14 protein-coding genes and 1 tRNA gene are annotated in these 24,144 nt (G+C 55.2%); all 15 read right to left on the bottom strand.

All coding sequences use genetic code 11. The annotated features are described in order from the left end of the window. Positions 1 to 73: 73 nt before the first annotated feature. Positions 74 to 2,008, bottom strand: coding sequence for a glycoside hydrolase family 97 protein (locus tag OOT55_RS00340; protein WP_265368860.1), 1,935 nt, complete (start codon positions 2,006 to 2,008; stop codon positions 74 to 76). A 16-nt stretch (positions 2,009 to 2,024) separates the two neighbouring features. Further along, entirely contained in the window at positions 2,025 to 4,715 is a 2,691-nt protein-coding gene (locus OOT55_RS00335; RefSeq protein ID WP_265367213.1) for a beta-L-arabinofuranosidase domain-containing protein, read from the bottom strand. Between the two features lie 58 nt (positions 4,716 to 4,773). Then, complete coding sequence (locus OOT55_RS00330) at positions 4,774 to 6,165, bottom strand: sialate O-acetylesterase (RefSeq protein WP_265367212.1); 1,392 nt, start codon at positions 6,163 to 6,165, stop codon at positions 4,774 to 4,776. Between the two features lie 158 nt (positions 6,166 to 6,323). After that, entirely contained in the window at positions 6,324 to 7,511 is a 1,188-nt protein-coding gene (galK, locus tag OOT55_RS00325; protein ID WP_265367211.1) for a galactokinase, read from the bottom strand. A gap of 4 nt (positions 7,512 to 7,515) precedes the next feature. Then, the gene (locus OOT55_RS00320; protein ID WP_265367210.1) at positions 7,516 to 8,556 is read right to left on the bottom strand and encodes a UDP-glucose--hexose-1-phosphate uridylyltransferase; all 1,041 of its coding nucleotides are present in this window, start codon (positions 8,554 to 8,556) and stop codon (positions 7,516 to 7,518) included. Next, complete coding sequence (gene galE / locus OOT55_RS00315) at positions 8,553 to 9,584, bottom strand: UDP-glucose 4-epimerase GalE (RefSeq protein ID WP_265367209.1); 1,032 nt, start codon at positions 9,582 to 9,584, stop codon at positions 8,553 to 8,555. Before galE ends, OOT55_RS00320 begins: the two co-directional genes overlap by 4 nt. 11 nt (positions 9,585 to 9,595) lie before the next feature. Continuing rightward, positions 9,596 to 11,875 carry an FAD-dependent oxidoreductase gene (locus OOT55_RS00310; RefSeq protein ID WP_265367208.1) on the bottom strand — a complete coding sequence of 760 codons (2,280 nt, stop codon included), beginning with the start codon at positions 11,873 to 11,875 and terminating at the stop codon, positions 9,596 to 9,598. Between the two features lie 88 nt (positions 11,876 to 11,963). Next, the gene (locus tag OOT55_RS00305; RefSeq protein ID WP_265367207.1) at positions 11,964 to 13,550 is read right to left on the bottom strand and encodes a sodium:solute symporter family protein; all 1,587 of its coding nucleotides are present in this window, start codon (positions 13,548 to 13,550) and stop codon (positions 11,964 to 11,966) included. 321 nt (positions 13,551 to 13,871) lie between these two features. After that, entirely contained in the window at positions 13,872 to 15,233 is a 1,362-nt protein-coding gene (gene ltrA, locus OOT55_RS00300) for a group II intron reverse transcriptase/maturase (protein ID WP_265368832.1), read from the bottom strand. A gap of 427 nt (positions 15,234 to 15,660) precedes the next feature. After that, the gene (locus OOT55_RS00295) at positions 15,661 to 18,498 is read right to left on the bottom strand and encodes a hypothetical protein (protein ID WP_265367206.1); all 2,838 of its coding nucleotides are present in this window, start codon (positions 18,496 to 18,498) and stop codon (positions 15,661 to 15,663) included. 135 nt (positions 18,499 to 18,633) lie between these two features. Then, positions 18,634 to 21,354 carry a TonB-dependent receptor gene (locus tag OOT55_RS00290; protein ID WP_265367205.1) on the bottom strand — a complete coding sequence of 907 codons (2,721 nt, stop codon included), beginning with the start codon at positions 21,352 to 21,354 and terminating at the stop codon, positions 18,634 to 18,636. A gap of 294 nt (positions 21,355 to 21,648) precedes the next feature. Further along, complete coding sequence (locus OOT55_RS00285) at positions 21,649 to 22,419, bottom strand: IclR family transcriptional regulator (RefSeq protein WP_265367204.1); 771 nt, start codon at positions 22,417 to 22,419, stop codon at positions 21,649 to 21,651. A 193-nt stretch (positions 22,420 to 22,612) separates the two neighbouring features. Beyond that, positions 22,613 to 22,697: transfer RNA gene (locus OOT55_RS00280), tRNA-Leu, on the bottom strand. A gap of 182 nt (positions 22,698 to 22,879) precedes the next feature. Further along, positions 22,880 to 23,242, bottom strand: a complete 363-nt coding sequence (gene secG, locus OOT55_RS00275; protein WP_265367203.1) for a preprotein translocase subunit SecG — start codon at positions 23,240 to 23,242, stop codon at positions 22,880 to 22,882. Positions 23,243 to 23,303: 61 nt separating this feature from the next. Continuing rightward, positions 23,304 to 24,104, bottom strand: coding sequence for a triose-phosphate isomerase (gene tpiA, locus OOT55_RS00270; protein ID WP_265367202.1), 801 nt, complete (start codon positions 24,102 to 24,104; stop codon positions 23,304 to 23,306). Positions 24,105 to 24,144 lie beyond the last annotated feature (40 nt).

The following is a 24,144-nucleotide window of genomic DNA, read 5'->3' as shown; positions in this document are numbered from 1 at the left end:
CTCCTCATCAGCAAGGAGCAGACGCAACAAAAACGGGCCGCATCGCGGCCCGTTTTCTACCACCGGAACACGCTTAATGTGTGGGTGAGAAACGCATCACCATCCCATCTCGCGGCAGCAGTTTCAGCGGATACTCGCTGCGACGGCTCAATGTCGACACCTGATTTCTCTGCAAGCGTCGGGGTTCCGGACTGAACACCACCTCTGCGGTGTGCGTTCCTTCACCGAGAAACGACAGATCCAACGCGTCGATGCGTACCGGCTGATCAGTGCCATTCAATGCCGCCAAAAACCAGTGGTCTCCTGAACGTCGTGCCATTAGGGCCAGCTCACCAATACGACTGGAAGGTAGCACTCGCGTCTCATCCCATACGGCGGGAATGGTTTTGAGCAATTCGAGCCCCGCCGACACGTCATCGTTATGCAATAACATGTCGGGATGTTCGGCAATTACTTGAAAAGGCGAGGTAAAGATCACCACCGTGGCCAATTGATGGGCGTAGGTGGTGTTGCCGGGCAGGCTGTAGCCCAGCGGTGTATAGTCACCGTGCCCAACCAGAAAACGTGTGAAAGGCAAGGCAGCATTGTGACTGGCTGGGAGGGGCTGATCCATACGATTCAGCTCCAGACCACGAATTCCCTCCCGGGAAATTTCATTGGGATAGGTGCGTGCCTCGCCCGTGGGTTTTTGAATGCCGTGAAACACTACCATCAGTTTTCGCTCCGCCGCCAATCGCAAGGCGGCTTCCTCGAAACGGATACGGTCTATAGATTCCGCATTCATAAAATCCAGTTTCACACCGACAGCCCCCGCCTTGCGTACCCCATCCAGAAACGCCCGCAACGCGTCCCAGTCACCAGAAGGATCCTTGACCTGATTCCAGTCTTTCCACACAAAAACGTTGACATTCTTCCCGTCGGCATAGCCAGTGAGCTGCTCAAGTGATGCCCAAGGGCTCTCCCAACTCTCCCAGCCATCGTCCACCAGACTGTACTCGAACCCCAGTTCACTGGCGTAGTCGACAAACTGCCGCTCCTGTTCCGGCGTGCCGGTTTCCCGGCTCCACCAGCGCCAGATGGCACGCCCCGGTTTGATGTAATCCGTCTCGGCAAACAGTGACTCATCCGGTGCCTGGTTGAGGTTAGTGATCAGATCCGAATTAACCAGTGCGTCGAGGTTTTCCCCTAACATCGTGACTCGCCACGGAGTGACCGTCGCACCATCCATCGCCCCATCCGCGGTGGCCACGGAAAACCCACGCTCGCCCTCGGTAAAATCCGCTTGGACCCGGCGCTGGCCGAGAGCCCGCAACCGCATGCCACTGTAGTTATAGAGCGCCGCTTCGGTTAGTACCGCGTACCCTTGGTGTTTCGGAAGCTCTACCACAAGTGGCGGCCCCTGCACGGGCCCGTTCGCCGACACCGCCGGGAGTTCATTCACGGTGGTTTTCAACCATTCACCCGCGTAGGTTTTCAGCTTCCAGTCAGAGTCACGCTCGAAGTACCACACGTCGCTGTTCTCCGGCAGCGTCCAGCTGGATTGCTCGCCGTTCACAGTAACGGTTGATGCGTCTGATTGAGGAATCACGTAGCGGTAGGCAAAGCCGTCATTATAAGCCCGCAGCTGCAAATACCAGTGTGCCTGTGAAGGCGATTGCAGGGTCATCATAGCCTCACGGTAATGGTTGTGCGCCACCGAATGAACACCGAGGACTGGATACTGATGATGTACCTGCTTTGTCTCAACGCTTTCAATCGACGCATGTCGGCCCAGCGATTGCCCCTCCACGGTAATGCCCAGCGGGGAGGGCTGAATAACGCGGTGACGATTGAACTCCACCTGATAGTACAACTGGCTACCCTGGATAAAGACCTCTCCCTGCACAGTCCCGCTCGGACTGGCAAGAAAGACCCCGGTGCTTTCAGGATGTTCCCCGTTGCTCAGACACGGTACACAGAAAGGAAGCCACAGCAGCCACGTCCAGTATTGTCTCTTTTTTAAAATCATCACAGACTCTCCTAATTCAGTTAGCGCGTGCGGTATCGTCCGCTGACAGTTCCAGCGTGCGCAGTCCATAAGCGGGAATGGTGACCGTAGCGGGTGGGGTCGTTGACGGATCTGACAAGGGCGCACCATCCTGATCGAGCAACTGGGTTCGAATCGCTTCACGGCCCAACAATGGTGTGCTATTTACTTCCACCTGCGCAGTTTGCGGCTCATCGTCATTGTTCAGAAGAAACACAAACAAGCGTTTTTCGTCGTTGGACAGCGCCATATAAAAATCCACGTAGGGATTATCGCTGTTCACACTATCGTGCCGAAGCATCAGAGACGCCTGAGTGCCATAGACGTCACCGGGTGCAAAGCCGTAACTTTGGTGCGGCCCGACCTTCGGTGTCACAAAGCCACGGGGAAACTGTATTTGACCGCCCGAGCGCAGCTCGGCTTCGGCGAGCAGGTAGTCGGTGATCCAGCCAATCTGCCACCAGGCGTGATGCGGAAAAGCACCGGGGCCCGCGTCCATCGCCTGCCAGTAGTACGACGCGGTGCTGGTGTCCGGGTCGACGAAGGCATCACGGCCCAGCGCGGCGGCACGCGCCATGTGCAAGTACAATGTTTCGCCAGTGAGCTGGTACATCCGTACAAACATTCCGGCGTGGCTGGCCAACAAAATGGGGCCGTTGTCATTGGCCGAGCCAATGCCCCCGCCATGTTCGTTGCTGAGCCCCACCTGGGAGATCTCCCAATCCTCCCGACCCACGCCATGAACTTTTTTTCCTGTCGTGTCCGGAACCGGGTGCGTATAAATAGACTGGGTATACAACTGTGTCGCGCGCTTGGCGGCGTCCAAATAGCGCGTCTCGTCAGTCAGCTCATAGAGGTCCAGTAACGCCTGCGCACTTTGACCGGTAGCGAAGTCCGGCACAAACCGGTTGTCCCCACACACACCCAGAAAATGTCCCGTATTGACCGCGTTCTGGATGTACCAGTCCGCCCCGTTCTGTGCCGCACGTAGATAACGCTCATCGCCGAGAATCCGATACGCTACCACCAGTCCGTAAAAGGTCGGACGCAAGTCTTCCAGTTCGGTGAACAGCGGTTCTTCGCTGGTATGATCATAAGCGACCGCCCAGTTTCCCGCAGGCTTTTGCCAGGCCAACAGCCGTTCGGCACCATCGCGCAAACGCTGTTTTAGCGCCTCATCGTCGGGTTCAAAGAGCAAGATATTGCCAACATCCACGAGTGTGTAATAGGTAATGGCGATGGGCTCAACGTAGTCGCCCCACTCTTCGGTGAAGGTTTTGCTTTTCGAGAGAAAATACTGACCTTTGGCCGCGCCGTGATAGAACCCAGGCTCGGATTGCTGCTGCAACAGTTTGAAGTTTCTCGCGTACGGCAGCCGGGTTTCCTTCAGCACCGGGTCATCCATAATACGGGCCAGCATCCACATGGCGCCGTAATCGGAGTTTTTCATGGCGTCGCGATCCGAGTTAAGCACGCCACCCAGGTAAGCCTGCGCCCCCAGCGTGACGCCCTCCACAATTTCGGTCCGCCATTTGGAACGCGTATCATCCCGCAAATAATCGTGCATGGACAGAATACGATCGGTAAGGGACTGCCGGGTTCGTTTCAACGCCAGAAAATCATCAAACCGGTATATATCTTCCACGGCGTGGCGATACACCGAAAACCAGTCAGCCATTTGGACACTGTAGCGAAACTCAAACTGGACACTCTCGCCTTTTTTCAGGAATGAACCTTTCTCCCCCAGTACGGGATGCCAGACTTTCGGTGTGAGCTGCGATTGTCGATTCATCAACGACAGTCCCAATTGCCACGAATGCTGGGTCATGTGATCGTGCTCCCAGGGATCGCGGCCCGTTCCCGGCTCGGGAATCACCGCCAGGGTGACACCGGATTGCGTACTAAGCATCGGCGCGAGCGTGGTGGCGGTGCGCTCGCGCACCAGCACGGGCCGATCGGGAATGCCCTGGCCGTACGCGAGAGCGTGCACCAGGCTGTCGTTAATGTTGGCGCCCTGGAAATGCCCCGGAATGGCACCCCAGGCCAATTCCGATTTGGCTACCGTCGCCAGCGTTGGCGTGGCAACGGAAAAATAACCGTCGGTCCTGGCCGTCACCGTCAACCGTACCCTGACGTCGGAATCGTACTGCTCATCCATCCGCCACTGCGCTTCAATGTCGGCGCGCTCGGTATGTTCTTTGAAAACCAGCGCACCTTTTTTATCCTTTCCACCCTGCTCATCTTGCGGGTGCCGTTCGACAAAGGCCGGAAAAAATGTCAACGCCTCCCCCGCCTGGTTCATCGCCACCGGCTGGGTAATCTGGCCCCACTCTTCCGTGTTATACCGGTAAATCGGTTCGGGAAATTCCAACACTTTCCCATTTTCCGATATTTCCATCGGTGTGCTGTCGGGTGGGATCGCCGAGTACAACAGGGTGTACTCGGCACTGGTTGTCGCCAACGACACTTGCTGATCACCGGCGTGAATGTCCAGCTGATCCAGCTGCCATCCTTGTTCACTGTTTTGCCACTGCAGCGTTAAGGTCTTTCCCACCAACGTTTGGGTGTCGGTGCCCGGCTCCGAATCGCAGCCCCCCACTCCCAATAGCAAAAATACCAGCGTAAACAGCCCCATCGTCATGCGCTCGGAACGATGGAAAGGAAAGAAGAGCCATTGCTTTTTTATCATGGAAGTCTCCAACGTAAACGGGGGGCGTTTACGGGTTTGGTACAGTTTGAATTGCCGCTCAGTGGTTCGGACGCGGCTGACGGTTTTCAAAGGGTTCGACGGGAAAACCCTGGGCGTTATAAAGATTTACCGTCGGCGCGTTGGACCAGGCGTGGCGAACGCCTGAAATCGGTTGACCTTGAGGATGTTGAACGACCACGATGTTTCCTTCTACGCTGGCTTCGGCAGGCTGCCAATGGTCGTCAGAACCCAGCACCGAGAGGGCGGCGGGCGGTTCATTACCAACGACACTTAACCCGCCCTCAGCGTAACGAAAGCTTACTTCAGCACGGCTGCCCCGATAACTGATAACGGAGGGTTCGGGTCCCCGATAAGGCACCGCGTGCCCATACACCATTGCTCGCGCCAGTTGCATCAGCCGGTCACCGATGGTTTTTTTCTCCACCGGATGAATATCATTCTTGTCACCGGTGTCGATGGTCACCGCCAGCCAGGCCTTCGGCGTGCTGGCGACCGCTGCCGCCTGCGCAGAGCGCAATTCAGCCCATTGAACACCGCTGCTGTCATTGGGCGGCTGATAGACCGGCAGTTGCACCACCAGGAAGGGAAGATCGGGTGTCTGCCACAGCGACCGCCAACCTGTCATCATGGCTGACAACCGTTTTTCATAATCACCGGCTCGCGCTGCATTCGATTCTCCCTGGTACCACACCACGCCTTTCACCGCGTAGGGCTGAACGCTCGCCAGCATGGTCTTTTGCAGCACCGACGGGTTGCGATAATAACGCCGGATATCCGTGAGCACCTGCCGTGGCTCACCGCCGGCCAACTCCAACGACTCCGGGGTCATCCAGGCTTCCACTAGGGAGGCCCCCTGGCTGCAATTGATCATGCCAACCGCCACCGGAGAGGAACGCTCATCCTTGAGCGTCGGTTGCAACCCCAGCGCAAAATGCAGGGCGACCGCCGACCAGTTACTGACAACAGATGCACTGGCAACCTGCCAGGGTTTGGGCGAGCGCTCCTGTCGTTTACCACCAGATACCACCTTGGGCACTTCAAACAAGCGGATCCGGGGATTGGGCAGGGCGGCGAGCGCCGCCTGCTGCTCGGCCAACGCGGAATGACGGAACCGAAATGCCATGTTGGACTGACCGGCCATCAGCCAGACATCACCGAGAAAGACATCCTTGAACTCGATTCGCTCAGCCTCGCTTTGTACCGTCAGTACATAAGGTCCACCCGCTTTTTTCGCCGGCAATATCACCTGCCAGCGGCCATTCGCCTGTACTGTGGTGTCCACCGCCGACTCATTATTCAGACTGACCGAAACGTCCCTGCCGGGCTGACCTTTCCCCCAGACGGGTATGTCCTGATCGCGCTGCAAGACCATATGGTCTGTAAATACCGGCGGCAGGCTCAATGCTGTTTCCGTACCTGCTTTGGTCACAGGTTGGGCTACAACGAGCACCGGGGCAGCGTACATCAGAAACGGTAACAGCAGCGCAAACCATCGCAACGACGGCTTTAAGACGGTGGAAATTATTGTTATGAACGTCATCGATATGAAAGTCATGGAAAGGAGCCCCGCCACTTTATGGTTCTGATTTATTCCAGTCGCATACCATTCCCTGTGCGACAGCGATAGATATCCGGTTGCAATCCGAACGTTCTCGGATACGCTTCGCGCAGCGCCTGGCTGACGGTTTCCACCAGAGCGGGTTCCACCATCGCCACCACCGCGCCACCGAATCCGCCACCGGTCATGCGGGCCGCACCCGCGTCGCCTGAGTGGGCGCGAATCAAATCCACCAGAAAATCGGTCTCGGGAACGGTGACTTCAAAATAATCGCGCAGCGAATCGTGGGAGGCGTACATCAACTCCCGCAGCGTCGCGAAATCGTTCCGGGCCAGCGCCTGCGCCGCCTGGCAGGTGCGTTCATTTTCGGTGATGACATGCAGGGCGCGACGATAGGCGTTTTCGCTCATATCAGCGTGTACGTCTCGCAACCGTTCGACCGATGCGTAACGCAGGCTGGTAACGCCCAACGCTTGTGCGGCGGCTTCACAATCCAGACGTCGCTGATTGTACTCACTGCCGACCAACGAGCGTTTGACGTTGGAGTTAATAATCAACAATTCGTAACCGGCCACCATGGGAATCTGTTGCGTCGACAGGTCTTCACAGTCCAACAGCAACGCGTGCCCCTGACGCGCGCAAGCTGATACCATCTGATCCATAATACCGGTTTGGCAGTCGAGAAAATCGTTTTCGGTCTGCTGCCCGACCTGGGCTATGTCCTGTGGTGACAGCCCGCATTCGTTCATCACGTTCAACGCCCCGCCCACGGCCACTTCCAACGCGGCCGATGAGGACAGGCCCGCGCCTTGCGGCACATTGCCCATGATCAGAAGATCGGCCCCTCTGAGGCGATGGCCACGCTTAAGCAGCACATCGTAAACACCGACAATATAATTGGCCCAGTCGCACGCTCCGCGATGCAGCCCCTGCGCAAAATCAAACCGAACCGTCTCGAACCCGTAGTTCAACGAGGTGACCTGAACCCGACTGTCTACGCGGGGACGGAAGGCAACGCGCGTGTGAAACTCCAGCGCGCACGGCAGGACGAAGCCCTGGTTGTAATCGGTATGCTCACCGATTAGGTTCACCCGGCCCGGCGCGGAAACCACACCGGTCGCGGCGACGCCATACACCTTCTGGAACGCGCCTCGCATATCGAAGGCATCATCCAGTTCAAAACTGCCGGAAGTACCGGTCACATCGGACAATTGCAAAGCATCAACCTCTTTCTGAATAATGGACTGAACCGGCATCGCGCAACGCGCTGGCGGCTGCTTCGGGCGTCAGATCGCGCTGCGCCTCCGCCAGCATTTCGTAGCCCACCATGTGCTTTTTGATAGTGGAGGAACGCAACAAAGGCGGAAAAAAATGTGCGTGTAGTTGCCAGTGTGCCGTGTCGATCAATTGGTTCGGCGCACCGTGCCACCCCATGGAATAGGGGAAGCTGCACTGAAATAAATTATCATAGCGAACGGTCAACTCCTTAAGCGCTCCGGCCAGCGTGTGCTGCAACGACTCGGACATATCGTCGAGGCGTGCGATGCGGTGTTTGGGCAGCAACAAGGTTTCGAACGGCCAGGCCGCCCAGTACGGAACCACCGCAATCCAGTCATCGTTTTCCACCACTGTGCGCTCCCCACTGCGGGACTCGCGCATGGCGTAATCAAGTAACAGCGGTGAATGATGGCACTGATGGTAGTTCATCTGACAATCATCCTCCCGCATAACCAGCGAGGGCACAAAGTCATGCGCCCAGATCTGCCCATGCGGGTGCGGCTGTGAGCACCCCATCACGTCACCTTTATTTTCGAACACCTGAACCCAACGAAAGGTCGTTTTCAGACGTTTGAATTCCGACACCCAGGTGTCGACCACCTTGACTATCTCCGCCTCGGCCATCCGCGGCAGTGATTGACTATGATCAGGAGAAAAAATGACAACGCGGCACTCGCCGGACACTTCCTCACTCACCCACAGCGCGTCTTCACCCTCGAACACGCGCGTCACTGCCGGCCCTAACAGGGCCGAAAAGTCGTTGGTAAAGACAAAGGTCTCAAGGTACCGAGGGTTATGCTCGCCATTAGCACGCGCATTCCCCGCGCAGAGCGCACAATCCGGTTGGTAAGCGGACGTCTCGGTGGTCAGAGTCGATTCGGTTGCGCCTTTCCAGGGACGATCGTTGCGGTGCGGCGATACGAGTACCCAATCACCGGTCAGTAGATTCTTGCGGCGGTGTACGCCGGTGGAAAGCGTGCTCATAACGTCCGCTCCTGAAGGCCGTTGGGGTAGGCGGACTGCCAGCGCCAGACATCGTCTGTCATGGTTTGCAGGTCCCGCCAGGCTCGCCAGTTAAATCGTTTGATGGCCAGGGCCGGGTCGGCCCAGTTCACTGCGACGTCTCCCGGCCGGCGGGGAGCCGATTTCCAGGGGATGCGTGCGCCACAACTTTTTTCAAAAGCGCTGATGACTTCGAGTACGGAACTGCCGCGCCCGGTGCCCAGGTTATAGGGTTTGAATCCGGAGTCCTCGTGGTGAGTTCGAAAGGCGGCGACATGCCCCTCGGCCAGATCCATGACGTGAATATAATCACGCACGCCTGTGCCATCGGCAGTCTGGTAATCCGTACCAAAGACCGGTACATGATCGCGGCGACCAATGGCCGTCTGAGCGACAAATGGCACCAGATTATTGGGTGTCCCCAAGGGATCCTCCCCCAACAGGCCACTTTCATGAGCGCCTACCGGGTTGAAGTACCGTAGTGCTAGTGCGAGGAATTTCGGATTTGCCTTGGCTGCATCACGCAGTAGCTGCTCCACTATCACTTTGGTCCAACCATAGGGATTCGTGGAGCCGATGGGGTGCGTTTCATCAATGGGTACATAGCGCGGCTCACCGTAGACGGTCGCGGACGAACTGAAAACCAAACTCCGCACGCCCCACTCCTGCATAACCTGAAGCAGTATTACAGTGCCACTGACGTTGTTTTCATAGTAAGCCAGCGGGTTCCGCACGGACTCTCCGACTGCCTTGAGCGCCGCAAAGTGAAACACCGCATCAAAGCGATAGCGCTGAAAAGCGTCGCGCAATGTGGCGGCATCGCGGATGTCGCCACGCACCAGTGGAAAACGCTGTCCGGTTATGCGTTCCAACTGATCCAGCACCTTCTCACTGGCGTTGGAAAAATTGTCCAGGATCACGGGCCGGAACCCGGCTTCATGCAACGCGATACAGGCGTGACTGCCAACAAAACCTGCCCCGCCGGTAACTAGGATCGTGTCTTCCATCATGCACCTTCCATTTACTTCACGCTTAGACCGAAGATAGATACCGGCACTTTGTTGTTTTTTCGCTTCAACCGAAGGCACAAAGTACTAGTCCTAACCGGCTCATCCAGTACAATTTCGTTGCGGCTCAGGTAGTTGTTGCTAACTGTTCTTAGCAAGCAGTCATCATCGGAGTATATTTCGTAATCGCTCACACAGAACGGCATCGTTCGCTCAGGATGATGGTAAAGCGACGATTCCAGGGCATGGTCAAGGTCTGTATCAAAGTAGATCGTAACCCGGCTTATAAGCTGTGCTTCATCCCAGCGAAGAATCACTTCCGGCTCATCGTCATCTAGTGCTGCAACCCACGCATTAGACCTTAAAAAGGGGCGCGTATAATCGCTGATTAGATTACGTACGGAAAAATCAGATACTGGCGGATACATTGACAATGCTAGATTTCGTCCGTCCGGCCTTCGTTCAGGAATCCAGAACTCGAACTCGTCGATACCACTATCAGGCCCCGCCACCTGCACCCCAGTATTAGAAACTGCTTCATTCTTTCCATTGAATACAGACACCAAGCCAGTAATTCTATAATCGGAGCAAGCGACTTCCAGTTTCTCGTTACCCAAAAAGCAGATTAATCCGTATTGGTCTTCGGGCACCGCTTTTGAGAATTTAATCAAGATCTCCTGCTCCCCCGGTTCTACCACTACGTCTGCCTCTTCAAGCACCACATCCGGGGTAAAGTTCTCTCGTTTGGAACTAACTCTGAGTTGAACTTTTAGGCGATTCTCCCCTGTAGATCTTATATAACTCCGAACAGCGTAAACCGTGCCACCATTCATCGGTAGCCACTGAGCGGCGGAGACACCCAGTGACACCCATGAACTACCTTTGGGAATTTCTTCCAGTACTAGCTCACTGGATGCCTCCAACCTGGCACTACTAGCCAGATTATCGTCCTGAACGTATGGAACGCCGGGAATGTAATGCCCCATCTCATTTAGCCTGCTATGCAGCAGCTCGAGATTCGTGGCTTTGAGCAGCTCCTTCGGTTGTAAGCCATTATCCACGCATAACGCCACGGCCTGGCCGACAGCTTGACCACCGTGCGCACAGGTACACATCACACGCGTGGATCCAAACGCGATATGACTGGCGCTGATGATCCGTCCAGCAAAGAAAAGGTTGTCGATATCCTTACTTATCATGCAACGTAAAGGTATCTGGTAAACCCCTTTCGAGTGAAACTGACGGCACGGCGCCTTGTTACTGTAAACTCCGTCACCAGGGTGGTGATCAATTGACCATCCTCCGTAGGATACTGCGTCGGGGAAATGGCTCTGCTCAACTATGTCTTTCTGGGTCATCATGTAAAGGCCTTCGAAACGGCGACTTTCCCTCTTCCCAGGAATAGTGCCGACCCATTCCAGAGTAAGATTTTCCACACCATGGAAGTTGCCGCTGTTCTTGATGTAATCCCACACGCCGTAGACAATTTTCCATAGTTCCCACTTGATTTCCTCGGTCTCCTCGATTGTGTTGCAATTTCCACCGTATTCCAGCCACCATAGGCGTGGCCCTATATCGTCCCGGCGAATGCGTTTGATACGATCCAGTGTCACCTTGTCAATACTGGCAAACGAAGGAGGCTCAAAATTCACCGGACGGCCAACATCCTTGCTGTAGAAGTAGATAGAATGTCCCAGCAGCTCCGTATCTGCCTTTTCCGGAGCCAGTTTTTCATCGAACTCCTCGCGGGACTCGGCGCCAATCCGAAACGCCGCCCCCGCCTGAAAGGCCACAAGACCGTCGCCGGACGCGTCGCAGAAATAGTGTCCATGGACGTCGTACGTAATCGAGTTCTGCGAACAAAACGCCTGTACGGAAGTAATATGACGCGCGCTGTCTTTTAACGTGTTGTACACGGCGGTGTTTAGTAGCAATGTAATGTTGCTCTCCGAACGAACTTTGTCGAGCAACACGGTATCGAAGATTACGGTGTTTCCTTCCGGGTTTCGATAGAGGTTTTCCAGCAACAACTCATCGATAATGCCCCCTTCCCGGGACCAGCGGTTGTTGTTGCCCATGTGGGAGGTGGCGCCCAGGCTCCAGAGGCGAACCTCGCTGGAAGCATTACCCCCCAACACAGGTCGGTCCTGGATCAGACAGACCTTTTTTCCCGCTCGTGCCGCCGATATGGCCGCACAGCAGCCAGATAGTCCTCCTCCGATAACCACCAGCTCTGCATCAATACGCTTGATGGTATTTTGGCGCCCCTCGGGCGAAGCATCGTGTAACAACATAATTGTATTCCTAACAAAGTCAGATCGAACCCATAATGCTGCACCGCGTTGACCAGCATATTGGCTGGCAAACGCGGCGCCGCCTTTACTACACCCTACTTTTCTTGGCGAACCACCGCAGCGGCTTAAGACCCCAGACCGCCGGTATGAAAATCACCACACCGACCAACAGCGTAGCCAGCCTGGCGGACTCCGCCAACACACCGAGCACCGCAATCAACATTCCAATCATGGCAACACCCACGAGCAATATGCGAACGGCGTAACGGTTGGCGTCCGCCGAGGCCGCATCGCCATCAGCAGTCGCGTTTAGCGTCGCGCGATAGTCGAGGTACGCCTCATAGTTCGGATTACTGGTTTTCCGCCAGGCGTACCACAACTCAAACCCTAGAAGAAACACGACCGGAACGGATACACCCACCAGCATTTCTGCCGACCGGGTCAACGCGTCACCACCGATCCACGGCCAACCAAATTTAAGAAAGATATTGGTGGCCAGGCTGCCTATCGTCGTGGTTAGAATGCTGACTCCCGTTTGCCGTCGGGAAAAAATAGCCCAGATCGGCGGCAAATAAATCGCCGCCCCGGTTAAGGCCGCCACGGTCAGTACAACCGACACGATGCCTCCCATGGTCTGAACCAGCAACGCGACGGTAATGGCCATGCAACCGAACACCAGAGTGGAGAAACGGGCCATCAGCATGACTTCCCGCTCACTGGTCTGCCTCTTGAAATGGCGATAAATATCGTGCGTCCAAACGCCCGCCGCAATATTGATGGTGGTATTCACCGAACTGGCGGTCGCGAAAATCATGGCACCGAGAATCAGGCCCAATAACCCGGCTGGAACCACTTTCTGGCTCATCAATAAATACGCATCCTCCGCCTGGGTGCCCGCCAGAGAAGGATCCAGAACGCGATACACCATTGGCGGGATCATCCAGACCACGGGCGCCAGTAAATAGAGCCCACCGAAAAGCCAGCCCACTTTGCGCGCATCGCGTGGGCTGGACACACTGGTGTAGCGCTGCACGTATGCCCAGTTCCCACCGATAAACACGATGTTGTACACCGTAAAGGCCGCGAGAAAGATCAGGTTGTATTCGTCGTTGTGCAGTGCCATGAAGCCCTCTGGCACCTTGTCCAGAAATCCTGACATACCGCCGACCGCCCCGAGAGACAACGGAACGACGATCACTACTGCCGCGCTGAGCACAGTGAACTGAAGCACATCCGTCACCAGTACCGCCCAAAGCCCGCCCACGGCGGTGTAGGCAATGATAAAAACGCCCAGTGCGAGAATGGCGACCTCCAACGGCAGCCCTGTCGTCACTTCAATAATTTTACCCACCGGGTACAGAAACGCGCCCGCTGTGAATAGATTAATCAGTAAAAACATGGCCGAGAATTTTCGCTGTACGCTATCGCCCAGTCGGCGGGAGATAAATTCTGCTGCAGTAAGGGCACGGGTTCTGTTCCAGGCCGGCGCGATCACCAGAGCGATGACCAGGCCGGATATCGCCATGGTGGTTTGAATCATGACTGACACGAAGCCATCGGCGTAAGCGATGGAGCCCCACACCACGAAGGTTCCTACCGAAAAGAAACTCATGAACAGTGAGAGCCCACTTACCCACCAGGGCACGGCACCACCCGCCGCGAAAAAGGACTTCATGCTCTTACCACTTCTGGAAAACATCATCCCCAGAGCCAGCACCAAAAGCGAAAATAGAAGCGCTACACCATAATCAAAGCTGTTCACCCTCGCGTCTCCCGCAACTCGTTATTGTGGAATTACCCGTGAATGGCACTCGGAGAGGACGCCACCCACTCACCAATTATGTATCTATAAAAGATATTTGTAAAGCGAGATATTACCTCCCCGCCCTCCAGGGGACCGGAAAAAGCATCGGGATAGGGGGGAACCATCAGGTTCCGCCCCTCCCACACCACCCGGCATGCGGGTCCGCACCGGGCGGTTCAAGAAGTTGAGGTTTCACGCGAGTCGCGGCACACCCAACCGATCGAAGTAGGCAACGGTTTGCACTGTGTGGATGGCGGATAGACTGTTGTGCCACCAGCGACGGCTCAGTGCCGCCACCGATTGCGCCACCTCGGGTTTCGCCCCAAGCCTTAGAAGCTCCCGATAGATCGTCTTGCCCCGACGCCACTGCCTCAGTTGCAGGGCTCTCAAGCGTCGGCGTATCCACTTATCCAGCGATCGCCAGATACGCGGTGTTTGCGCCAGCCTGAAGTAGCCCTTCCACCCCAACAAGTAACGACAGAGCGTTTCCACCACCTGCTCCATGCTGCGCCCCACTGACCCTCGGGTCAGTTGCCTGACCCTGAGCTTGAACGCCTGCACCGCCTTGGCCGATACCGCGCGCCGGACTTCTCCTTCTCTCGTTTGCCATAGGGCATAACCGAGGAACTTGCGACCGAACACACTGGTCACCGCGCTCTTGGTTTCATTAATCACCAGACGCAGCTTCTTGTAGCACCGGCGTAGCAGGCGCATGACCCGCTCGCCCGCTTTGTAACTGCGGACGTAGACGTTGCAGTCATCCGCATAGCGGGCGAAGCAGTGCCCCCGGCGTTCCAGCTCTTTGTCCACCTCGTCCAGCAGGACGTTGGCCAGTAGCGGCGACAGTGGCCCGCCCTGCGGCGTGCCTTCGTGCCGCTCCATCACCACACCACCGTCCATGATGCCCGCGTTCAGGTACGCACGAACCAGCCGGATGACACCGGGGTCGTTCACGCGTTTCTTCAGGCGGTCAATCAGGATGTCGTGGTTGACCCGGTCGAAGAACTTCGACAGGTCGACATCCACCACGATGTGGCGACCTTGCTGGGCGTAGCGTTGCGCCGCCAACACGGCGTCGTGGGCCCGGCGGCCCGGACGGAAGCCATGACTGTGCTCGCTGAAGGTGGGATCAATCAGCGGTTGCAGCACTTGCAACAGTGCCTGTTGAATCAGACGGTCGGTGACGGTGGGGATTCCCAACTCCCGTTCACTGCCATCCGGTTTCGGGAGGCCTACCCGACGAACGGGCTGTGGCCGATAGGTGCCCTCCAGCAGTTGCTGTTTGAGCGCCGGCCATGCCCATCGCAGGTGTTCAGCGCTCTGGGCAATGTCCAGACCGTCCACCCCGGCCGATCCTTTGTTGGCCTTCACGCGCTTCCATGCCCGCTGCATATTCTCGCGTGCGAGTGCCTGCACAAGCAGGTCTCGCCCTGCGCCCTCCGACTCTTGTCGCGGGAGTCCTGTTTCATCGCTGGTCGCCTTCGCCAAGGCTTCACCTTCGCGTTGTGCGACCCGCCCCGCTGGCGCGGGCATCTGATGCCGTACAGTATTCATCGACAAGGCGTTTGACGCTCCTTCTCGTTTGGCCCTTCGCCCTGTATTAGCAGCTACTATGGCCTCTGCTGACTTCTCGCTCCGTGTTGCCACGTCGCCCTTTCAGGCATAAGGCGAGATCTCCCCGGGTAAGAACACACTCCTTCACCGCACAACCGCCGGATATACACCCCCTCGCCTTGGCCACAAGAGCTTCGCGGCTTCTTGCCCGCTCGCCCTGCTTGGCGGTGCCTCGTATCCGATTCTTGTTCATCGGCTCACGGTTTACGATCCACGCTTCCTCCCCACGGTCGGTCGCCCTTCCGCAGTTGCGCTTCACTTCGTTCGCTGTGGCCAGCTCACGGGAGGACTTGCACCTCCAGGAGTGCGCCCGTGCCGGGCGCACAAAAAAAGGGGAGCTCAAAGCTCCCCGGGAAAGCTCTCGCTCTTATTGACCCAGCGTTATAGGGCCACTTTGTCGCACGCGACCGTCCACACCACGTGTCTCCAGCTCAAACATTAAACCGGACGCTTCGGACGGCAGGTCCACCGTGAACTCATAGGGGAATTCATCATCGGTCATGGACAGCGCACGACCCTGTGTATCGGTATAGTGCAAGGTGGCGGAAGCGACTTTGCTGTCGTCATCTCTCAGGTAGATATACGCGCGCTCACCGTAACCTCCCAGACGAATCAACATCGCTCGAGCGTTACCCACGTCAAGCTCCTGATAATCGTTGTGCACGACCTCGGGTTGGCCAGTGAAGTTATGACGGAATGCGGTTTTCGCTACAGCTCCTTCCACTTTAACAACCGTGATTCCGTCGGGCGCTACTTGCACCTTCAGCGTATCACCAACGACCGAATCGGTGCCGACCAGGCGGTTCTCCCGCCAGCGGGTCACCGAGAGCGAATCTGCTATGTCCACCAGTGCATCGTTCAGTTGCACCCGCGCCGAGACTGTTTTGTCGGACTGGTTGGTAAAGGCGAGGTACAGTGCGTTGTCTTTAAAGCCACTGATGTAATTGAGTTCAATATCATCGATATCCAGCAGTCCTTTCGGCATCCAGAGGTTAACTCCCCCTTCACCGTAGAATACGCCCGGTGCGTGACCGTAAAATTTGTTTTGCAAATAGGCGTATCCCTCAATGTACTCGGAGGGAAAGTTCACCTGACCGTGGGTACGCACAAACACATCAGTAACCAGATAATCCAGCAGCATCGAGGCCATCGGGAGAATATGGTTGAAGTGGAACGAGTTGACACTCAGATCCTTGAATGGATGCATAGGATACGACTCTTTCATATAGATGCTGGTCCGGGCGGTATTGATGTGATACCCCGGAAAGTTTTCATAGCGTCCGATGATGGCGGCTTTGGCCACTTCCTGCAAAAAGGTGTCGTCCGCGTAGTAGCCAATACGCAAAAGCCACGGGGCGTAGTTGGCCATAAAAATTGCGCGATGCCCCGATGACGTGCCGGACGACTCAGGTGTCAGACCAATTTCCGACAACAGCCAAGCGTCCACAGCCTCTTCGTCGATGTACATTTGCTTGTGACCCTTAGACTCCAGGTACCAGTAAAGCGGAGCCTTGCCACCTTCATTCACGATAACCTTCTGATCCGGAATTTTCGGTGCCATCCAGGTAAACATGGTGTAATGCCGGGCGACTTCGCGGGCCGCAGACAGGTAGCGCTGTTCACCAGTAATTTCATAAAGCTCTGAAAGCTCGATAAAGCGCGGAGTGAACTGGGTCCAGAAGAAGCCGGCCGGTTCGCCGGCCCCCTTTTCAACGCGTGAAATCAGGTAGGCATCTGCCCCTTCCACCGCACGATTCAGGTACGTTTCGTCACCACTGGCTTTGTACAGCCACAGTGCATTCCACCAGGTATCGCCACTCTCTTTAACGTCCAGGTTTCGAATTCGTGTACTGTTGTACTCATCCCTGGCCAGCCTAGTAAAAAATTCATTGGCCCCGCCCAGAATATTGTGCAACGCGCCCAACTCGGAGATCGGCGCAATGGGGCCAAACATGTTGCGCGATGGATTCTGGATTCTTTGCTCGGGATCCAGACTGAAGAGAAATTTTTCCCGTGAGAGCATATACTCCAGCGTCGGATAGGCGCGATCTTCAAACAGCTCCCGGCTATCGGTAACCAGCGCCAGTCCCAGCGCGTTCAAGCTACTGACGTTTTTAACGGAATCAGGAACGTCCGTGGAGTACGCCGAACCTTTCAGTTCCTTTTCAAACCACCCGTATTCGGTCAGCGAGTAATCGACAATGTTCTGGAAAGTAGTGTTCAACGAGGCAATGCCATTTTTCCTGTGATCGCGAAAGCCATACAGTTGACGAGCAATCGATTCGTAAGTGCTCGTAATGGAATCCGCCTTTTCCGAGACCAGGTGTGACGTAAAAGAGTAACGCTCCCCCGGTTGCATTTCCGATTCAAAGCCACCCATAACCGGCGAAAACAACATTGGTTGAGCGTTGCCGTCGGGGTTCCTCAACGCCACGCCAAAGCGGCTGTTATCGGCGACAGGCAAAGGATTAAATGGGAATTCTTTCGGATCGGCTACCAAACCATAGTTCATACCACCTGAACGCACCAGCGTGGTGGGGAGCGGTGCCCGGTAAGCAAGCGTCAAATAGGAGCGATCCGGAAATGATTTTTCCTGCCAGATTAATGGCTGCCAGATTTCTTCGGTACGCTCGGAGGGAAAGGCGGGCGCCCCCATAAAACCGACAGAGAAGAAGCCGGCTTCTTTCGGTTCCAGCGTGAATGACAATGAGGTATACGCACCCTCCAGTGTCAATTCGGCTTTCAGAGAGAACTCGTCGCGGTCCGCAAAGCTCAGATGCAAGGTGTTGCCCACGCGCTCCACGGAATCCGGTTTGACCGCGATCACTCGACCACTGGCGAAATAGTTGGCGGTGCGCGCTTCGGAAGAGCCTTCCAGGATCGACGCATCGAAGCCGTCGCCTGCAGTCGCGGCATCTCTCTCCACGGTTTCCAGGTCGGCTTTGGAGCTATCCACCGCCAGCCAAGTGGGTACATTGTAGGGAGTGTAATCAAGGTTGGCGGGACGGAGCTCCATCTTCGGATCATCTTCCCGATACAATACGTAAAAATCCAGCCCATACCGTTGAGGCTGACCGTCATCGGCGTAAAGCGTCACCGAGTCACGGCTAACTGTCGCTCGGACGCTAGTCTCCGCATCCGAGGAACTCGCCCCCGAGCCAAGTTGACAACCGTAAAAAGTAAAGACGCCCAGAGCGCCCAGCAAAAAGTGTCGTAAATACATAATCGATCCTCTGAGTACTGACTTACATAGTTGCACTATGTCATTACGTCACGATCCAGTCAGTTTAGGAGTTGACTGAGGGGCGGCACCCTAGGCCGGCACAGCCCCTCATGTGAGTCAGAACTTGAAGCTAATGCCCAGCGAATAGCGCCGACCCGTTTCGGCGTAGGTCGCCACATACTGTTCCCAGCCCGCGTATTCCGACTTCGGTGAATCCAGTAGGTTAACCGCCTGGAACTCCATGGACATTGAGTCTGTCAGGTAATACTTGATCGACGCGTCCAGAGATGGTTCACCCTTATTAAGAATAGCTGTAGCTCCTGCAAAACCCAGACGATCAAAATAATCATCTCGCCAGTTGTACAGCAGTCGTGAACTCAGCTTGTCGTCCTCGTAATACAGCTGAATGTTAACGCTATTCTCAGACACACCCTGTAGACCAATCGGATCACCTGTGCGAGGGTCAATTTCATCGGTGGTATTTTCAAGATAAGTGTAGTTAATGGACGCTCCCGTATTCCCCAGAAAACCAGGGAGATCCCGAAAGTTATGCTGAAAGGCCAACTCCATTCCCTTGATCTCTCCGCCTGTACCATTTACTTGCGTGCGGATTGCGAAGATCTGGTCTCCATAGCCGGGTATGGTTCCAGGCTCTGTGACATTGAGTATCTGGCGGTCCAGGGAATTGTAGAAAAGGGCCATAGCCAACGCCGAGTTCTCGGAAAAATACCATTCCAGCGAGGCATCGTATTTCGTACCACGCTGAGGCTTGAGGTCGGGATTTGGCAGTGAGGCAGAGGATCCCTCCGATTCATCCTGGGGCGTTTCGGGATCATCTTCAATCAGGTTAACCCTTCCTGTGGCACCCAGCACTCGGGTATCAGGGCGCGCAATAGATTCACTTACGCCTAAACGGAGCACAAGATCTTCTGTCAGATCCCTTTTGGCTATCAAACTTGGCAACACATCTTGATAGCTTCCCTCTTCTTCATAAGGCTCGTACTCAGCCCCCACGAGGGCATAGTTATTGACCGAGGTGGAAGTATCCGAGTAGCGTACCCCGAAGTTACCTGTCCAACCCCACGCTTCGAAGTCAGCGCGCGCGTAATAGGAAAGGATAGTATCCTCAACCTCAGAGTCCATGTTCGGAAAGCGCGAAACAGGAGCTTCGTAGAAAACATCGGAAAAGCCAAATCCTCCGCCTCCAATGAGGTCGGTATCCACCACTACAATCTCGTTCGGTACATTAGCACCAGAGCCAGCCAAAACATCGGATGTGTTTACCACCACCGCCGCATTCTGGAGCCATTCGGCATCAGGCACTGCCGTATTGCCTAGCCCCGCGCGTGTAAGACTCGTAACTTCAGCATTATCATAGGGTGAGACTCCATACTTGCCATACTCCGCAGTAACCGCAGTAATGGAAGAGTAGCGCAGGCCGGCCTTAATTGAAGTAAAGAATCCTTCCATCGGATAGGTTGCATCAAGCCGGAAGGAATCTTCGGATGCTTCATTAATGTTTCGAGAGTCATAGAAAGTCGACGCAGTAAAATCATCGGGATTCGATAGATCCGGGATCTCCACCGAGGCTATATCGGTACCTCGAATATCAAAGCTTATCGGAACTCCAGACCCGTCTTCACCGTATGTGTACAACTGGATGAACTGCTGATCCCGAGTCGTTTCGGACTCACCGAAAGCGTATTCAGCAAACACTTCCAAGCCGCTTTCGCCCACCCATGACACATTTAAACCGCCAGTCAGGAAGCTATCGGCTCCCTGATACCGTTCGTGATTGCTCTCCACTTTGGTATTTAGGGTACCGGCTACCCGAGCATCATTTTCGTCCACCACAATGGTGTCCGGATCATAGTTGTCGAGCGTCTTATCCAGAATAATGCCCGCCCAAGCGCGTGAGCGTGCGTAATCGTACTCGGCATAAAGAAGGTCGGCATTGAAGTCGAGATTGTCCGATGGCTGCCACTGGAAAGAACCGTTTACGGCGGATTTTTCTCGATCTTCCTCCTTGCGCTGATAGCGCAAATCGTACTGGTAGTAGTAGGGGTCGGTAATGCCAAGCACGTTGTTATCCGGGTTCGAGTATGGGGTCCCCTGACGCCAGTCACCATTGCTGTAAAAGCGGTCTTCTGTTATCGGCCGATCTTCGTGTACTACGCCAAACATTAAGCCCATGGTGTCATCTGCGAACGAGTTACTGACCTGCGCCGAGAGCTTGACCCCTTGATCGTCATTCAGACTGGAGTGTGTTCCTTCGACTGAAGCACCACCCCAAAACCCTTTTCGATCCAGTGGCTTACGGGTCTTGATGTCGATAGTACCGCCAAGCGCCCCGTCAGTCATATCGGCTGTCAATACTTTTGTGGTTCTGACCGAGCCGACAATCTCTGAGGGGAAATAGTTCATAATACCGGCATTGGTTCCACGACCAAACGGGCTCAGAAGGGTGCGACCATTCACTTCCACCCGGTTGTTTCGGATACCTCGGATAGTGACATTGACGCCCTCACCATCTTCCCGCTCCACCTGAATCCCGGGAACGCGCTGTAGAGTTTCGGCCAAATTGTCATCTGGCAATTTGCCGACATCTTCAGCCACAATGACGTCAATGAACGTGTCAGCTTCCCTTTTTTGATCCAGATTCTCACTCAAACTACCCCTAATCCCTCTAACTACGACCTCTTCAAGCAATGTAGAGGAACTCTCGTTATCAGGGGTACTGCTTGACTGCTGTCCAAAGGAAGTGCTTGCGAACCCCGCCAGTAACACTGTGCTCATTACCCGGGCCAGAACTGTTTTTTGAAATAATTGTACCGTCATAACAGGCTCTCCTAATTCATATCTTTATTCGTATATTGAGTCCCGCCGCTTCCGTTAATGCTAAACACCGGGAAGAAGAACAGCCACAGATTGTTGCAGCTTGAAGCCATTATGTAGCTAAAATAGATACACTGTCAATTATAAGATCTATATTAGATATAGATTAAATTCTTATTAATATAGTTCCGGTGATAATTTTTCGCTATCATCGCACACGAAAAGCAACATCGCTCAACATATGCTGAGTCACAAATGGGTATTTAGAGGGAAAGTATGGGAGGCTAGCTTGGGAGGTTATTGTATATGACTTTCAATTTCTGCCGCTTTTCCTCGGAGCGCTGCCACCAACTCCGCAGTTCTTTCTTCGGGAATGTCGCCTGATAAAGCAATAGCACTATGAGCCGGCTCTCCGATATTCAAAGCCAATGTTACAGAGCCTTCAGGCAGGTGGGTCTGGTAACTTGTCCTAACCCTGACGTAACCACGCTCTCGGATTTCTTCAAGCTTCGCATGCAATGAATCTATACCATCAGGAAAGCCCGGAATTTCTTTACCTTGGTATAGGTGAGCCACCTCATCCTCTTCCTTTTGGGACAGCAAAGAGAGTCCAACCCCTGAAGCAGTTGCAGGAAAGTAACCAAGGCGTCCCAAAGCTTCTACAGAGCTCAACCCCGGGAGTGCATGGTAAACATAAGTCACTTTGTCTCTCCAAAGCACCCCCATCGCCACCACCATATCGTAGGTTCGTAACTCTTCAAGAGGCTTTACCGCATAGGAAACCATGTGAGAAGCAAACAAACTCTGCGCAGCAAGCACATGCATAGCAGGCCCGACAGTGTACTTTCGGTCTGGAGTTTTACGAACAAATCCGGCATACGCCAGGGTTCTCAGCAAACGATTTACCCTTGTAGTATCCAAGTCCAAGAACCTAGCCAGCTCCCGGCAACCTACCGGGCGATCAAATGACGCAACTGCCTGCAAGGTCTCAATGCCATCAAGGACACTCATATTTAGTTGAGTGCCGTAAGACTTAAGCTTGCGCTCCAAATAATCCTGATCGGTCATATAGTTGATATCCCACGAGAGGCGCGTTTATCAGTCCCAATAGACTGCATTCTAGACATTATACCGTCAACAGTAGCGTCAGAGGTCTCGGATGGCAATGGATTTTGCCGGACGCTAACGGACTGAAAAGACACAAAAAAGCCCCGCATGGCGGGGCTTTTAGGACGATACCGGACGGCATCGGATGTCGAAATGGTGCCCAAGGCCGGACTTGAACCGGCACGGCTTGCGCCACTACCCCCTCAAGATAGCGTGTCTACCAATTCCACCACTTGGGCATATAAGGGGTCAAACTAACTGCATCTTTCTCTGCCTAGTCCGTGCCAGATTCCCGACACGCTACGCGTGGTCGCTCCCGGCTTCCTGCCTCCCGCGACACTAGCACATCCCTGTGCGTCGTCTACCCCTTCCACCACTTGGGCCTATAAGGGGTCAAACTCACTGTTTTTCAAACGGCTGATTACTCGGCCGGTACCTCTGGAACCTCGTCGGCACTGCTTTCTTCTTCCACGGCCGGGACTTCGGAGTCTTCAGCGGCCGGAGCGCGTTGTTCAACGGCGGACGGAATGTCGCTGTCGATACCAACGCCGGCTTTGTTCTTCGCAATGATCGCCAGACCGAAGCTGGTGGCGAAGAACACGACGGCGCAGATGCCGGTCATGCGGGTGAAAAAGCCACCGCTGCCCTGACTGCCAAACACGGTCTGGGAGGCCCCGGAGCCAAAGGAGGCACCGGCAACCGCGCCCTTGCCCTGCTGAAGCAGGATCAGGCCGATAATGGCCAGGGCCGTCAGAATGTGTACAACGAGAACGAGTGTTTCCATGGTGTTCGTCTCTACTCTTTAAAACCTAGCGTAGTCGATACGCTGCTTCAAAGCCGCACCCTCAGGCGGCGGCTCTGCAAATGGCGACAAAATCGTCGGCGCTCAGGGAAGCGCCTCCGAGCAAGGCTCCGTCAATGTCCGGTAGTGCGAACAGTTGTTCAGCATTACCCGGTTTGACACTGCCTCCGTACAAAATCTGAGTCCTGGGCCCCAGTTCGCCCAACTCGGCGCGAATAAAGCGGTGTACTTCTTCCGCCTGTTCCGGGCTGGCGGTTTTTCCGGTACCCACGGCCCATACGGGCTCGTAAGCCACCACCGCACGCGCAAATGCCTCAAGTCCAACGCGCTTGACCACGGTCAGCAATTGATGACCAATGGTTTCCAGCGCCATGCCGGCATCCCGTTCCTGTTCGGACTCGCCGACACAGAGGATGGGGATCAGGCCCGACTGCTGCGCAGCGTAAAACTTCTCCGCCACCTGGTGGCTGGTTTCACCCTGCATCCGACGTCGTTCATTATGACCGACGATCACATAGCGGCAACCGAGATCGGCCAGCATCGCACCCGACACTTCCCCGGTATGTGCACCGTTCGAGTACTCGCTGACCGTTTGCGCACCCAGTTCAATCGGGCTGTGGGACAGCGCGTCGGCCACCTGGCTCAGGTAAACATAGGGTGGGCACAGGGCCGTTTCGACACCGTCCGCCCCCTGCCACTGGGCGGTGATACCGTTCAGCAGTGTGGCGTTTTTGGCCAGACTGCCGTTCATTTTCCAGTTGCCAACGACCAGACGTTGGCGGCTGTGTCTCTCGCTCAAGGGGTCCCCCTTAAAGCGGGCGCCAATGTTAGCGAAGTTGGGCATAACATACAATCCCAAATCGTGCTCTGGTCCCGCTTTTCTC

Origin of the sequence: Marinimicrobium sp. C6131 (genome assembly GCF_026153455.1) — a bacterium.
In the GTDB taxonomy this organism is placed as follows: Bacteria; Pseudomonadota; Gammaproteobacteria; order Pseudomonadales; family Cellvibrionaceae; genus Marinimicrobium.
The sequence above is the reverse complement of the archived record's forward strand: the minus strand, read 5'-3'. Positions and strand labels throughout refer to the sequence as shown.

Bases quoted from the DNA above. Each gene is read 5' to 3' on its own strand.
- tpiA (WP_265367202.1), bottom strand. From the start codon at position 24,104: ATGCCCAACTTCGCTAACATTGGCGCCCGCTTTAAGGGGGACCCCTTG.
- OOT55_RS00285 (WP_265367204.1), bottom strand. From the start codon at position 22,419: ATGACCGATCAGGATTATTTGGAGCGCAAGCTTAAGTCTTACGGCACT.
- OOT55_RS00305 (WP_265367207.1), bottom strand. From the start codon at position 13,550: ATGAAGTCCTTTTTCGCGGCGGGTGGTGCCGTGCCCTGGTGGGTAAGT.
- OOT55_RS00335 (WP_265367213.1), bottom strand. From the start codon at position 4,715: ATGATAAAAAAGCAATGGCTCTTCTTTCCTTTCCATCGTTCCGAGCGC.
- OOT55_RS00310 (WP_265367208.1), bottom strand. From the start codon at position 11,875: ATGTTGTTACACGATGCTTCGCCCGAGGGGCGCCAAAATACCATCAAG.
- ltrA (WP_265368832.1), bottom strand. From the start codon at position 15,233: ATGAATACTGTACGGCATCAGATGCCCGCGCCAGCGGGGCGGGTCGCA.
- OOT55_RS00290 (WP_265367205.1), bottom strand. From the start codon at position 21,354: ATGACGGTACAATTATTTCAAAAAACAGTTCTGGCCCGGGTAATGAGC.
- secG (WP_265367203.1), bottom strand. From the start codon at position 23,242: ATGGAAACACTCGTTCTCGTTGTACACATTCTGACGGCCCTGGCCATT.
- OOT55_RS00320 (WP_265367210.1), bottom strand. From the start codon at position 8,556: ATGAGCACGCTTTCCACCGGCGTACACCGCCGCAAGAATCTACTGACC.
- OOT55_RS00340 (WP_265368860.1), bottom strand. From the start codon at position 2,008: ATGATTTTAAAAAAGAGACAATACTGGACGTGGCTGCTGTGGCTTCCT.
- galE (WP_265367209.1), bottom strand. From the start codon at position 9,584: ATGATGGAAGACACGATCCTAGTTACCGGCGGGGCAGGTTTTGTTGGC.